General features: G+C 74.2%; 12 protein-coding genes. 7 read left to right on the forward strand and 5 right to left on the reverse strand.

From position 1 onward, the window contains the following. Positions 1 to 38: 38 nt before the first annotated feature. Entirely contained in the window at positions 39 to 725 is a 687-nt protein-coding gene (locus tag ACIQWA_RS02740) for an SAM-dependent methyltransferase (protein ID WP_402477222.1), read from the reverse strand. 66 nt (positions 726 to 791) lie between these two features. Here ACIQWA_RS02740 and ACIQWA_RS02745 point away from each other — a divergent pair, with 66 nt between their 5' ends. From ACIQWA_RS02745 to ACIQWA_RS02765, 5 genes are all read left to right on the forward strand, one after another. Beyond that, the gene (locus ACIQWA_RS02745) at positions 792 to 1364 is read left to right on the forward strand and encodes a helix-turn-helix domain-containing protein (protein ID WP_402477225.1); all 573 of its coding nucleotides are present in this window, start codon (positions 792 to 794) and stop codon (positions 1362 to 1364) included. A gap of 114 nt (positions 1365 to 1478) precedes the next feature. Beyond that, positions 1479 to 1994, forward strand: a complete 516-nt coding sequence (locus ACIQWA_RS02750) for a DinB family protein (RefSeq protein WP_402477227.1) — start codon at positions 1479 to 1481, stop codon at positions 1992 to 1994. Positions 1995 to 2263: 269 nt separating this feature from the next. After that, complete coding sequence (locus ACIQWA_RS02755; RefSeq protein WP_402477230.1) at positions 2264 to 2656, forward strand: cell division protein SepF; 393 nt, start codon at positions 2264 to 2266, stop codon at positions 2654 to 2656. Positions 2657 to 2817: 161 nt separating this feature from the next. Next, positions 2818 to 3441, forward strand: coding sequence for a TetR/AcrR family transcriptional regulator (locus tag ACIQWA_RS02760; protein ID WP_402477233.1), 624 nt, complete (start codon positions 2818 to 2820; stop codon positions 3439 to 3441). Beyond that, positions 3438 to 5078 (forward strand): MFS transporter, encoded by a 1641-nt coding sequence (locus ACIQWA_RS02765; RefSeq protein WP_402477236.1) that lies wholly within the window; start codon positions 3438 to 3440, stop codon positions 5076 to 5078. The genes ACIQWA_RS02760 and ACIQWA_RS02765 overlap by 4 nt, the downstream gene beginning before the upstream one ends. Positions 5079 to 5141: 63 nt before the next feature. On the opposite strand, the gene ACIQWA_RS02770 is transcribed toward ACIQWA_RS02765, so the two are convergent. The 3 genes from ACIQWA_RS02770 to ACIQWA_RS02780 all read right to left on the reverse strand — a co-directional run bounded on the left by ACIQWA_RS02770 (position 5142) and on the right by ACIQWA_RS02780 (position 10097). After that, positions 5142 to 7607: a SpoIIE family protein phosphatase gene (locus ACIQWA_RS02770; RefSeq protein ID WP_402477238.1), complete on the reverse strand. Its 2466-nt coding sequence runs from the start codon at positions 7605 to 7607 to the stop codon at positions 5142 to 5144. Positions 7608 to 7752: 145 nt separating this feature from the next. Then, positions 7753 to 8373 carry a TetR/AcrR family transcriptional regulator gene (locus ACIQWA_RS02775; protein WP_360230409.1) on the reverse strand — a complete coding sequence of 207 codons (621 nt, stop codon included), beginning with the start codon at positions 8371 to 8373 and terminating at the stop codon, positions 7753 to 7755. Positions 8374 to 8498: 125 nt separating this feature from the next. Beyond that, the gene (locus ACIQWA_RS02780) at positions 8499 to 10097 is read right to left on the reverse strand and encodes a 4-coumarate--CoA ligase family protein (RefSeq protein ID WP_402477242.1); all 1599 of its coding nucleotides are present in this window, start codon (positions 10095 to 10097) and stop codon (positions 8499 to 8501) included. 221 nt (positions 10098 to 10318) lie between these two features. On the opposite strand from ACIQWA_RS02780, the gene ACIQWA_RS02785 reads away from it, so the two are divergent. Beyond that, entirely contained in the window at positions 10319 to 11047 is a 729-nt protein-coding gene (locus tag ACIQWA_RS02785) for a hypothetical protein (protein ID WP_402477244.1), read from the forward strand. After that, positions 11034 to 11726, forward strand: a complete 693-nt coding sequence (locus ACIQWA_RS02790) for a class F sortase (protein WP_402477247.1) — start codon at positions 11034 to 11036, stop codon at positions 11724 to 11726. Before ACIQWA_RS02785 ends, ACIQWA_RS02790 begins: the two co-directional genes overlap by 14 nt. Positions 11727 to 11811: 85 nt before the next feature. Here ACIQWA_RS02790 and ACIQWA_RS02795 read toward each other — a convergent pair whose 3' ends face one another. Then, a complete protein-coding gene (locus ACIQWA_RS02795) occupies positions 11812 to 12999 on the reverse strand; it encodes an acyl-CoA dehydrogenase family protein (protein WP_402477250.1) in 1188 nt (395 codons plus the stop codon). Between the last annotated feature and the right edge of the window lie 8 nt (positions 13000 to 13007).

The raw sequence follows: 13007 nt of genomic DNA on the forward strand, positions 1-13007 counted from the left end.
AGGACCACCGCCGCCCCTCCCCGTACCGCTCCGGCCGGTCAGGCGGCCCGACGCAGCGCCAGGACGTTGTCGGTGACGGTCGCCGTCCGCCCCTGCGGGCCGGTGGCGGTGCGGCGGGGCGCGTGGCAGCGCTCGGTGCGCCAGCCCTCGCCGAGTTCCAGCGCGGCGAGTTCCTCCTCCGGCGCGGGGAACCGCACGTCCTGCCCGGCCTGCCAGGACCACGGGGCCAGTGAGGCGTGGTCCACCACGACCAGCAGCCCGCCCGGCGCTACCGCCGCCGCGGCCCGGCGCAGCACCTCGACGCGGGGCAGCTCGACCGGGGTGTGGAAGTAGCAGGCGCTGACCAGGTCGAACGAGCCCGCCGGGAAGGTCCGCGCCAGGTCGTGCCGGACGGGGTGCACCCGGTCGGACAGGCCGGCGGCCCGGGCCCGCTCGGCGACCCGGTCGAGGGCCGTCCGGGCGACGTCGACGGCGGTGACGTCCCAGCCCAGGGCGGCGAGCCGGAGCGCGTCGCCGCCGTGTCCGCAGCCCAGGTCCAGCGCCCGGCCGGGGTCCGGTGCGAGAGCGGCGACGAGGCCGTCCAGGACGGCGTTGGGCCGGGTGCCCCACTCGGGGTCGAGCCGGGCGTAGTGGCGCTCCCAGAAGGTCGCGGAGTCGGTGTCGACAACGGTGTCGGAGTCGGAGTGGGTGACGCGGTTTCGGTTGCCGTGGCTGTCGCTGTTCATGCCCCGACGTTCCTCCGCCCCCTGCCGGACTTGCAAGGCCCCGTGCCGTTTCGGCAACCTGGCCCCATGGCCAACACGAGGCGGGACGTCCTGGACGCGGTCGGCCCCCGGCTGCGCGAGCTGCGCCACCGGCGCGGGATGACCCTGGCCGAGCTGGCCGAACGGACCGGGATCAACGAGAGCACCCTCTCCCGGCTGGAGGGCGGCACCCGCAAGCCCACCCTGGAGCTGCTGCTGCCGCTCACCGAGGTCCACGGCGTCCCCCTGGACGACCTGGTGGGGGCGCCGCGCACCGGGGACCCGCGCATCCACCTGCGCCCGGTGGTCCGGGACGGCATGACGTACGTCCCGCTCAGCCGGCCCGGCGGCGTCCAGGCCCACAAGCTGCTGATCCCGCCCCGGCCGGGCACCGAGCCGGAGCTGCGGACCCACGACGGCTTCGAGTGGGTCTACGTGCTCTCCGGTCGGCTGCGCCTGCTGCTCGGCGACCAGAGCCTGGTGCTCCGGGCCGGTGAGGCGGCCGAGTTCGACACCCGCGTCCCGCACTGGCTCGGACCGGACGGGGAGCGGACGGTCGAACTCCTGGTGCTGTTCGGGCAGCAGGGCGAACGGGCCCACCTCCGGGCCCGTACGACCTGAGCCCGTGCCGCAGGGCAGCAGGCCGACACCGTCCCGCCCGATGCCGTCGCCCTCCCCCACCCGCCGCCGACAATTCGCTCGCACCGGCGGGCCGTCGGCGACCAGGATGTCGGCATGACCGAACTCACCCCGCGGGTGGACCCGCCGATGGCCGCCGACGAGGCCGCCATGCTCACCTCCTGGCTCGACTACCACCGCAGCACGCTCGCCCTGAAATGCGCGGGCCTGACCGACGACCAGTTGCGACTGCGCTCCGTCCCGCCGTCCTCGCTCTCGCTGCTCGGCCTGGTCCGGCACATGGCCGAGGTGGAACGGCACTGGTTCCAGGGCGTCCTGCTGGGCGCGGAGGTCGCCACCGGCCACTACTGGACCGAGGCGGATCCGGACGGCGACTTCGACAACGTGGCCACCGCCGACGTCGCGGCGGACTTCGCCACCTGGCGCGCCGAGATCGAGGCCGCCCGCCGGGCCGCGGCCGGTCTGCCGCTGGAGACCGTCGGCAAGCGGCCGCGCCACGGCCAGGAGGTGACGCTCCGCTGGATCCTGGTGCACATGATCGAGGAGTACGCGCGACACAACGGTCACGCGGATTTGTTGCGCGAACTGGTGGACGGTTCGACCGGCGAGTGAAATCGTTTCCGCATTGTTGACAGAAGGTCAATTGGGCGGTGACCGCTACCGATATGGTCTACGCGCGCAACCGTACGGCGCTGTGCCGCGTCGCTCTCTTTGCCCGGGTCCGCCCGGGTTTCCGGCACGGCACGACTCTTACGGGGGCCGCGAACGGGCACGGGACCGGTGAACAGTGCGATACTCGGACAGTTCCGTCGAGTGGATGACGTGTCAAGAAGGACACTCACCCCCGGGGGACCAGACGGGACGAGGCAGGGAGGCGCGGCATGGGAGCACTTCGCGACGAGCACCACAACGGGTGGCTGATGCCCTCCGGGAACTACCCGGCCGCGGTGTACGACGACGAGTGGGTGGATCAGGAGACGGTGCCGGCCGTCCCCGCGCCCGCGAAGATCGTCTCCCTGCGGCCGACGGGCTTCGAGGCGGCCCGTACGGTCGGTGAGCACATCCGGGCCTCCATCCCCGTGGTGATGGACCTCACCGAGATGGACGAGGCCGAGGCCAAGCGCATGGTCGACTTCGCCTCCGGGCTGATCTTCGGCACCCGGGGCGGCATCGAGCGGATCGCCCGCCGGGTCTTCCTGCTCACCCCGGCGGACGTCGAGGTGACGGTGATCGACCGGCCGATCGACGACACCGGGTTCTACAACCAGAGCTGAGCGCAGCGGAGCGGGCCGTTTCGGCCCACCTCCACCCCGACCGGGGACGGCACCCGCCGCCCCCGGTTTTTTGCTGCCCATCGGCCGGTCGCCGACCTCGCAGTTGAGATCCCCGCAGTAAAAGTGAGACACGGATGTCTCACTTGGCCTAGACTCGTTGCATGGCCACCGACCGCGACACCGTTCTGGAAGCCGCCGTCGGCGTGCTGTCCCGCCGCCCCACCGCCCACCTGGACGAGATCGCCCGCGCCGCGGGCATCAGCCGGGCCACCCTGCACCGGCTGTTCCCCGGCCGCGACGCGCTGATCCGCGAGGTCGGCCTGCGCGGCCTGCAGCGCTTCGCCGCCGCCCTGGACACCGCCGCCACCGAGCAGGGCGACGCCCAGGCCGCGCTGCGCCGCCTGGTGGACGCCGCCGTCCCGGACGCCATGCTCTGCGCCTTCCTGGCCGGCGAGAACCAGCTCTACGACCACGCCGACATCAACGACCTCTGGGAGGTCCAGATCGACCGGCTGCACGCGCTCTTCCTGCGCGGGCAGCGCGAGGGCGTCTTCCGGATCGAGCTGAGCGCCGCCTGGATGAGCGAGGCCTTCTTCGACCTGGTGGCGGGCATCGGCTGGGCCATCCAGGACGGCCGGCTCGCCCCGCGCGACGCCGCCTTCTCGCTCGCCGAGCTCTTCCTGGGCGGCGCGCTGCGCCGGCCTGAAGCCCCCGCCCCCGTCGCCACCCCCGACGCGACGACCCACAGCACCTCGGACCGGAAACCGGAAACCGATACACCATGAGCACCCCCGCCCCGACCACCCGCCAGCGCTGGACCGGCCTCGCCGTCCTGGTGCTGGCCGTCACCGTGGTCGCCCTCGACGCGACCGTGCTGTCCCTCGCCATTCCGTCCATCAGCGAGACGCTGCGCCCCAGCGGCACCCAGCTGCTCTGGATCGGCGACTCCTACTCCTTCGTCCTGGCCGGCCTGCTGGTCAGCATGGGTGCCCTGAGCGACCGGATCGGCCGCAAGAAGCTGCTGCTGACGGGTGCCGCCGCCTTCGGCGCGGCCTCCCTGCTGGCCGCGTACGCGCCGGGCCCGGGTTGGCTGATCCTGGCCCGCGCGCTGCTCGGCGTCGCCGGGGCGACGATCATGCCCTCCACCCTGTCGCTCATCCGCAGCCTCTTCCCGGACGACCGGGAGCGGGCCACCGCGATCGGCATCTGGGGCGCGGCCGCCACCGCCGGTGCCGCGCTCGGGCCGGTGATCGGCGGGCTGCTGCTGGAGCACTTCTGGTGGGGCTCGGTGTTCCTGCTGAACATCCCGGTGCTGCTCCTGCTGCTGGTGCTCGGCGCCTGGCTGCTGCCGGAGTCCAGGGACCCGGAGCCGGGCCGCTGGGACGTGCTGAGCGTCGGGCTGTCGATGGCCGGGGTGATCGGCGTGGTCTACGCGATCAAGGAGGCCGCCGCGCACAGCGTGGCCCGCTGGGACGTCCCGGTCACCTTCCTGCTCGGCGCCGCCGCGCTCACCATGTTCGTCCGCCGCCAGCTGCGGCTGGAGACCCCGCTGCTGGACGTCCGGCTGTTCCGCGACCGGCGGTTCACCGCCGCCGTCACGGCCTCGCTGATCTCCCTGGTCGGCCTGTCCGGCGTGATCTTCGTGGTCTCCCAGTACCTCCAGCTGGTGCGCGGCTACGAGCCGCTCCAGGCGGGCCTGGCGGAGCTGCCGGCCTTCGCCGGCTCGGTGGCGGGCGGGCTGCTCACCGCCCGGATCGCCCGGCGCTTCGGCGCGCGCAGGGCGCTGACCGTCAGCCTGCTGGCGATGGGCCTGGCGGCGGGCGCGCTGGGCTGGTTCCAGCAGGACACCACCTACCTGGTGCTGGCGGTCTCCTTCCTGGTCACCGGCACCGCGGAGGGCGTGGTCTACACCCTCGGCGCCGACCTGGTGCTGAGCGCCGCGCCCGCCGACAAGGCCGGGGCCGCCTCGGCGGTCTCCGAGACCGCGTACGAGCTGGGCACCGCGCTCGGCATCGCACTGGTCGGCTCGGTGGTCGGCTCGATCTACGCGAACGGGCTGACCGTCCCGGCCGGGGCCTCCCCGGAGGTCGCCGCCCGGGCCGGGGAGTCGCTGGGTGCGGCCGTGGAGACGGCGGCCGGGCTGTCGCCGGACCTCGCCCGGCCGCTGCTGGCGAGCGCCAGAGAGGCCTTCGTGCACGGCATGAACAGCGCCGGGCTGCTGGCCGGGGTGCTGCTGGTCGGCGCGGGCCTGCTGGCCTGGCTGCTGCTGCGCGGGCTGTCCGCCCCGACGGCGGCCGAGCCCGTCGCTACCGGGCCGGTCACCGCAGGGCCGGTCACCGCAGGGCCGGTCGCTGCAGGGCCGGAGCAGCCGGAGACGGCGGAGCACGCGGAGCACGCGGACAAGCCGCACGTGCCCGCGTGAGGAAGCGCGAGAACGGTCGTTCCCCGTTTACGGGAACGACCGTTCTCGCGCGTCCGGCAGCGCCTAGGAGACCCCGAAGGGCAGCTCCAGCTCGGCCCAGACCACCTTGCCGTCCCGGGTCAGCCGGCTGCCCCAGCGCTGGGCGAGCTCGCTGACCAGGAACATCCCGCGCCCGCCCTCGTCCTGCTCCGCGAAGGGGCGCAGCTGCGGGGCCGCGCCGCCGGCGTCGGAGACCTCGACGGTGAGCACCCGGTCGCGGAACAGGCGCAGCCGGCGCGGCGCCTCGGCGTGCAGCAGGGCGTTCGTGACCAGTTCGCTGACCAGCAGTTCGGCGTAGTCGGAGACCGCGGTCAGGCCCCAGGCGTCCAGGGTGGCCCGGGTGAAGCGGCGGGCCTTGCCGGGGAGCTTGCCGCCGCCGGTGAGCGGCAGGGTGGCGATCCGGTCGGCGGGCACCGGCAGCGCCCGGGCCATGATCATCGCGATGTCGTCCTCGGTGCCGTCGGTGACCAGGGCGCCGATCACCGCGTCGCAGCTCTCCTCCAGCGTCCGGCCGGGCCCGGCCAGGGTGCGGGCCAGCAGGTCGATGCCGTGGTCCAGGTCCTGGCCGCGCCGCTCCACCAGTCCGTCGGTGTAGAGGGCGAGCAGGGTGCCCTCGGGGAGGGTGAAGCCGATGGACTCGAAGGCGACCCCGCCGACGCCCAGCGGGACGCCGGGCGGCACCTCGATCCGGCGGGCGGTGCCGTCGGTGCCGACCCACACCGGCGGCAGGTGCCCGGCCGAGGCGACCTGGACGGTGCGCTCCAGCGGGTCGTAGACGGCGCAGATGCAGGTGGCGAACTGGCCCTCGCCGATCCCCGAGGCGGTCTCGTCCAGCCGGGTGAGCACCTGCTCGGGCGGCATGTCCAGGGTGGCCAGGGTACGGGCGACGGTGCGCAGCTGGCCCATGGTGGCGGCGGCCCGGATGCCGTGGCCCATCACGTCGCCGACCACCAGGGCGACCCGCCCGCAGGACAGCGGCACCACGTCGAACCAGTCGCCGCCGACCTCGCTGACCACGCTGCTGGGCAGGTAGCGGTAGGCGATCTCCAGGCCGAGGGTGCGGTGGATCTCCTGCGGCAGCAGGCTGCGCTGGAGGGTGAGGGCGGTCTCCCGCTCCCGGCGGTAGAGCCGGGCGTTGTCCAGGGCCAGGGCGGTGCGGGCGACGAGTTCCTCGGCGAGCGCGACGTCGGCGTCGTTGAACGGCTCGGGGTTGCGCATCCGGATGAACTCGGAGCCGCCGAGGACCATGCCCCGGGCGGTGATCGGCACCATCAGGTACGAGTGGATGCCGGCGGCCATCCCGGGGGCCACCCGGTCCTCGCTGGAGACCAGGCCGCGCAGCACCTCCTCGTCCACGTGGGCGCGCAGCAGCGGCCGCCCGCTGCGCAGGCACTGGGTGTAGCTCCGGTCGGGGGCGTACTCGGAGGTCTCGCCGACGACGTCCACGGCGTGCGCCAGGCCGGTGTCGTAGTTCTCGCCGACCGCGACGGCGCGCAGGGTGACGGAGCGGTCCGAGGGGATCGGGGTGGGCTCGGCCCCGCGCAGCACCGGTTCCAGCAGGTCGACGGTGGCGAAGTCGGCGAACCGGGGGACGACCGCCTCGATGAGTTCCTCGGCGGTGCGCTGGAGGTCGAGGGTGGTGCCGATCCGGGCGGTGGCCTCGGCGATGGTGGCGAGCCGTTCCTGGGCCCGGGCGGCCCGGGCCTCGGCCTGGAAGCGTTCGGTGACGTCGATGATCGAGGAGCAGACGCCGAAGACCCGGCCGGTGGAGTCCTCCAGCCGGAAGTAGGAGGCGGACCAGGCGCGGTCCCGCTTGGGGTCGCCCGGGACGCGGCCGTGCGAGCGGGCGTCCACCACGGGCTTGCCGGTCTTGAGGACCTGTCTCATGGTCTGTTCGATCTCGGCGGTGTTGATGCCGGGCAGGACGGCGGATATCCGGCGGCCGAGGTGGGCGGCGGCCGGGACGCCGTTCATCCGGGCCAGCGCCTCGTTGATCCGGACGTAGCGCAGGTCGCAGTCGTAGACGGCCATGCCGATCGGGGAGCGGCCGAAGACGCCGTCCAGCACCGCGAGGTCGGCCTCGATGGCGTGCAGGGCCTGGGTGTCGGTGGCGGTGGCGAGCAGCAGCAGGGTGCCGGCCGGTCCGGCGATCGGGTAGGTGCGGAACTCCAGCTCGACCCGGTGGCCGTCGCGGTGGCGGACCGGGAAGACGAAGGAGGCGCCGCTGCCGGACATGATCCGCTGGAACAGGCCGAGCACCGCGGGCCGGTCGGTCTCGTCGGTGAGCAGCCGGGCGGCGTAGCTGCCCACCGCCTCCTCGGCGGAGTAGCCGAGCAGCGCCTCGGCGTCCTCGCTCCAGTGCAGGATCAGGCCGTCGCTCTGCAGCAGGGCCGTGGCGAGCGGGACGAGGCGGTGACCCTCCGGACGTACGGGATCGCCGCTCGGCGCGGGGCCGGCGGCGGCGGTCGCGTCCCACTCGTGTCCGTGCATTCAGGCAGCACCCCGGTTCGGCTCGTTCCCGGCCGGATGGGCCTCGCGGTCGGTGCCGGCCGGGGTTCTTCTCCAGACTGCACGGACATCGGCCGCCCGGCGACCCCTTGGTCGGGGGCCGTCCGGTCGCTCGGTTGTACGGGCGTCATGGGCGTACCGGCCGCAGCGTACTCTCCAGAACGCCTGCCCACTGCCGGATCACTCCGGAACGTCGAAGGCTGTCGTCGGTGAGCAGATTGGCCAGGCCGAGTCCGCGGGCGAGGTCGAGGGTGGCCTGCACCGATTCGCGCACGCCCGGGCGGGTCTCGTCGGCGTCCAGGAACTCCACGGCGGCCCGGTGGGCCTCCCGGCCGACGTGGCCCTCCAGCGCGACGATCCGCTCGCGCAGCCCGTCCTCGGTGGCGGCGGCGGTCCACAGGTGCAGGGCGGCCCGGAACAGCGGGCCGGTGTAGAGGCGGACGATCAGGTCGACCACGGCCCGGGTCCGGTCGGGGCCGGCGGCCGGCAGCTCGTCCGCGTGGGCGCGGACGGCCGCCAGCCGCTCGGCGGTGACGTGCTCGACGGCCGCGGTGAAGAGGTCCTCGCGGGTCGGGAAGTGGTGCTGGGCGGCGCCCCGGGAGACGCCGGCCCGTTCGGCGACCACGGTGACGGTGGAGCCCTGCCAGCCGAGCTCGGCCAGGCAGTCCACGGCGGCCGCGAGCAACCGGGCCCGGGTCGCTCGGCTGCGGTCCTGCTGGGGGGTGCGGACGGCGGGGTGGCTGGTCATGGCGGGTGGCGGTTCCTGTGTCGATGGGTTCTGTTCCGGTCGGGGCGCGGCGGGTCGGGGCGCCGCGGGTCGATCCTCACAGACGGGCCGCGCCCGCCGGCCGCCCGGGTCCTGGTCGGCGGGTCTCAGCGGACGGCCTCGCGGGCGGCCTCGCGGGCGCGCAGTTCGCGGCGGAGGATCTTGCCGGCCGCGGACTTGGGGACGGCGTCCACGAACTCCACCGCGCGCACCTTCTTGTAGGGGGCGACGTGCCCGGCCACGTACCCGGTGACCTCCTCCGCGGTGAGCCCGCTGCCGGGGGCGCGGACCACGAAGGCCTTGGGGCACTCCGTCCCGTCGGCGTCCCGGACGCCGATCACGGCGGCGTCGGCGATCTGCGGGTGGCCGAGCAGGACGGCCTCCAGCTCGGCGGGGGCGACCTGGTACCCCTTGTACTTGATCAGCTCCTTGACCCGGTCGACCACGAACAGGTAGCCGCGCCCGTCCACGTAGCCGATGTCGCCGGTGTGCAGCCAGCCTTCGGCGTCGACCATGGCGGCGGTGTCGGAGGGGCGGCCGAAGTAGCCCTTCATCACCTGGGGGCCGCGGATCAGCAGCTCGCCCGGCTCCCCCGGCCCGAGGTCCGCGCCGGAGCCGTCCAGGGCGATGACCCGCAGTTCGGTGGAGGGGACCATCCGGCCGACCGAGCCGGGCACCGGGTCGCGCTCCGTCGGGGAGACGACATGGGTGACCGGGGACAGCTCGGTCATCCCGTAGCCCTGGAGCAGGTGCGGCAGGCCCAGGCGGCGGGCACAGGCCTCGGCGAGATCGTGGTCCAGCGGGGCGGCCGCGCACAGCAGGTACTCGACCGAGGAGAGGTCGAAGTCGGCCACCACCGGGTGCTTGGCCAGCGCGAGCACGATCGGCGGCGCGACCACCAGGCCCTGCACCCGGTGGCGCTCGACCGCACCGCAGAACTGCTCCAGGTCGAAGCGGGGCAGCACGACCACGGTGGCGCCGCACCGCAGCGGCTGGTTGAGCAGGGCCGTCAGCCCGTAGATGTGGAAGAACGGGAGCACCGCGAGCACCCGTTCGCCGACGGAGGGGCGGTAGAGGGCGTCGGTCTGGGCCAGGTTGGTGGCCATCGAGCGGTGGGTGAGCATCACCCCCTTGGGCAGTCCGGTGGTGCCGCTGGAGTACGGCAGCACGGCGACGTCCTCGCCCGGGTCGATCGCGGGCTCCGGGGCGGGGCCGGTGGCGGCCAGCAGGTCGGCGAGCGAGCGGTGGCCCTCGGCGCCGTCCAGCACGATGACCTCGACCGGCGGGCGGCCCTCGGCGGCCAGCAGCTCGGCGGCGGCGCGGGCGGTCGCCAGGAACGGGGAGACGGTGATCAGGCAGCGGGCGGCGCTGTCCGCGAGCTGGCCGGCCAGCTCGCGGGCGGTGCTGAGGGAGGACACCGTGGTCACGGTGGCACCGGCCCGGCTGGCGCCGTAGTAGGCCATCGGGTAGCTGACCGAGTTGGGGCTGAACAGGGCCACCACGTCGCCCTTGCCCACCCCCGTCTCCGCCAGTCCGGCGGCGACCCGCTCGACGGAGGCGGCCAGCCGCGCGTAGCTGACCTGCTCCCCGGTGAGGCCGTCGATCAGGGCCGGCCGGTCGCCGTACTCGGCGGCGGCGGCGAGCACCGCGTCATGGATCGGCAGGTCGACGACGGGGACGTCCGGGAACTCGCTACGGAACACCAAGGCATGCCTCCAGCAAGGAAGTTGATGCAGCAACCAAATCGGCGAGCGGGTGGTACGGGGCGCGTTCAGGAGCATACGGACAGTGCGGCGCGGGACTGGGCCATTGTGGGGAACCGGGGTGGGGGCAGGCGTGGCGCAGTTGCTCCGGAGGGCGCTCGATCGGACGGTGTGCTCCTCGGCCGCCCGCCCGGGTGCGGCCCCCCGGAACCTGGAGCGCCCCTGTGAGATCGACCTCCGTCCCCGTGCCGCCCGCTGCCCTGCCGTCCGCCCGTCGTCTGCTCGCCGCCGCCGGCGTCGCGGTCGTGCTCGCCCTGGGCGGAGCCCCGGTCGCACTGGCCGCGCCGGGCGACAACGGCGACGTCAAGGTGCACGACAGCACCACCGCGGTGAGTGACACCCGCGACGACCCCAAGGTCTGCCGCTTCTACTTCGACGCCTTCAACTTCGACACCATCCAGGAGGTCAACTGGACGGTCCATCAGCAGCCGCCGACCGGCACCGCCCAGGTGCTGGCCGGGTCGATCGTCCTGGTCGGCGGCACCGGGCACACCGGCGACTTCACCCTCCCGGACGGGCACTACAAGCTCGAATGGACGTTCGTCGGCGAGAACGGCGCGGCGAAGCAGAAGGTCTTCGACGTCTCCTGCGCCACCTCGTCACCGTCCCCGTCCCCGTCTCCGTCCTCGTCACCCTCGCCCTCCTCCTCGCCGTCCGTGTCACCCAGCAGCTCGCCCTCGCACTCGCCCTCGGTCTCCCCCGGCCACTCGCCCAGCCACTCGCCCAGCCACTCGCCCGGCGGCGGCCCGCACGGCGGGGTGGGCACCGGTGGTGGCGGCACCTCCGGGACCGACACCGCCGAGGTGCTCGGCGGCCTCGCGCTGGTCCTCGGCGCCGGCGGACTGGGTGTCCGCGCGCTGCGCCGCCGCTCCGGGCGCAATGCCGAGTCCTGACCGCGCCACCCGCGCGCCGCGCGGCGGCTCCGGCCCCTGGCGGGCCGGGGTCGCCGCGCTCGCGTTGGCGGCGTGCGGCGCCTGGCTGGTGCACGACGGCTCCACCGGCCGAAACGGGCCGCCGCTGCCGCCGGCCCCCGCCGCCGTGCCCGCCGCCCCGGCACCCGCGGCGCCGTCGGCGACCGCCCGGCCGAGCCCGGGGCCGCCCGCCCACCCGCCGCTGCCGCCCTCGGTGCCGACCCGGGTCCGGATCCCCTCGATCAAGGTCGACGCCCCGGTCACCGGCCTCGGACTGACCGCCGCCCAGCAGCTGAACACCCCGCCGATGGACCAGCGCAACCTGGCCGGCTGGTACCGGGACGGCACCACACCCGGCGCCGCCGGGAACGCGCTCGTCGTCGGCCACGCCGACAACCACACCGGACCGGCCGTCTTCTACCGGCTCGGACTGCTGCGCCCCGGCGACATCGTCGAGGTGGCCCGCAAGGACCGGCGCACCGCGGTGTTCACCGTGGACGAGGTCCGGGTCTTCCCCAAGCAGGGCTTCCCGGACGCCCTGGTCTACGGCCCCACCGAGCGGGCCGAGCTGCGACTGATCACCTGCGGCGGGAAGTTCGACCGGCGCACCGGGTACGAGGCCAACACGGTGGTGTTCGCGCACCTGACCGGCGTGCGGTGACGGCGGCGCGCTGCGGTGGCGGCCGCGCGCCCCTCGGTGCCGATGCTCGGCAGGACTGCTCGGCAGGGCTGCTCGGTAGGGCTGCTCAGTACGACTTGGGCAGGCCCAGGGTGTGCTGGGCGACGAAGTTGAGCACCATCTCCCGGCTCACCGGGGCGACCCGGCCGACCCGGGTGGCGGCCAGCAGAGCGCCCAGGCCGTACTCCTGGGTGAGGCCGTTGCCGCCCAGGGTCTGCACCGCCTGGTCGACGGTGCGGGCGGCGGCCTCCCCGGCCGCGTACTTGGCCATGTTGGCGGCCTCCCCGGCGGCCAGGTCCTCGCCCGCGTCGTAGAGCAGCCCGGCCTTCTGGGTCATCAGCCGGGCCAGCTCGATCTCCACCGCGCACTGGGCCAGCGGGTGTGCCAGGCCCTGGTGGGCGCCGATCGGGGTGGACCAGACGGTGCGGGTCTTCGCGTACTCCACGGCCTTGCCGAGCGCCTGCCGGGCCAGCCCGAGGGAGAAGGCGGCGGTCAGGATGCGCTCCGGGTTGAGGCCCGCGAACAGCTGGAGCAGGCCCGCGTTCTCGTCGCCGACCAGGGCGTCGGCGGGCAGCCGGACGTCGTCCAGGAAGACCTGGAACTGCTTCTCGGGGGCGACCAACTCCATCGGGATCGCCCGGTACTCGAAGCCGGGGGTGTCCCGGGGGACGACGAACAGGCAGGGCTTGAGCTTGCCGGTGCGGCCCCCTCCAGTGTCCGCAGTCTCGGTGCGGGCCACGAACAGCACGGCGTCGGAGTGGTCGATGCCGGAGACGAAGACCTTGCGGCCGGTCAGCAGCCAGTCCTCGCCGTCCCGGCGGGCGACCGTGGAGATCCGGTGCGAGTTGCTGCCCGCGTCCGGCTCGGTGATGCCGAAGGCCATCTTGCGGCTGCCGTCGGCCAGTCCGGGCAGCCAGCGCCGCTTCTGCTCCTCGGTGCCGTACCGGGCTATCACCGTGCCGCAGATCGCCGGGGAGACGATCAGCAGCAGCAACGGGCAGCCCGCGGTGCCGAGTTCCTCCAGGACGATGGCGAGGTCGCTGATGCCGCCGCCCCCGCCGCCGTACTCGGCGGGCAGGTTGACGCCCAGGTAGCCGGCCTTGCCGGCCTCCGCCCACAGCTCCTCGGCGGGCTCGCCGGCCCGGGCCTTGGCCAGGTAGTAGGCGGAGCCGTAGCGGCGGCCGAGGTCGCCGACGGCCTTGCGCAGGGCGGTGCGTTCGGGGGTTTCGAGGAGCTGACTGCCGATGGCCGACATGCGTGGTC

It is taken from the genome of Kitasatospora sp. NPDC098652, assembly GCF_044760155.1.
GTDB lineage: Bacteria > Actinomycetota > Actinomycetes > Streptomycetales > Streptomycetaceae > Kitasatospora.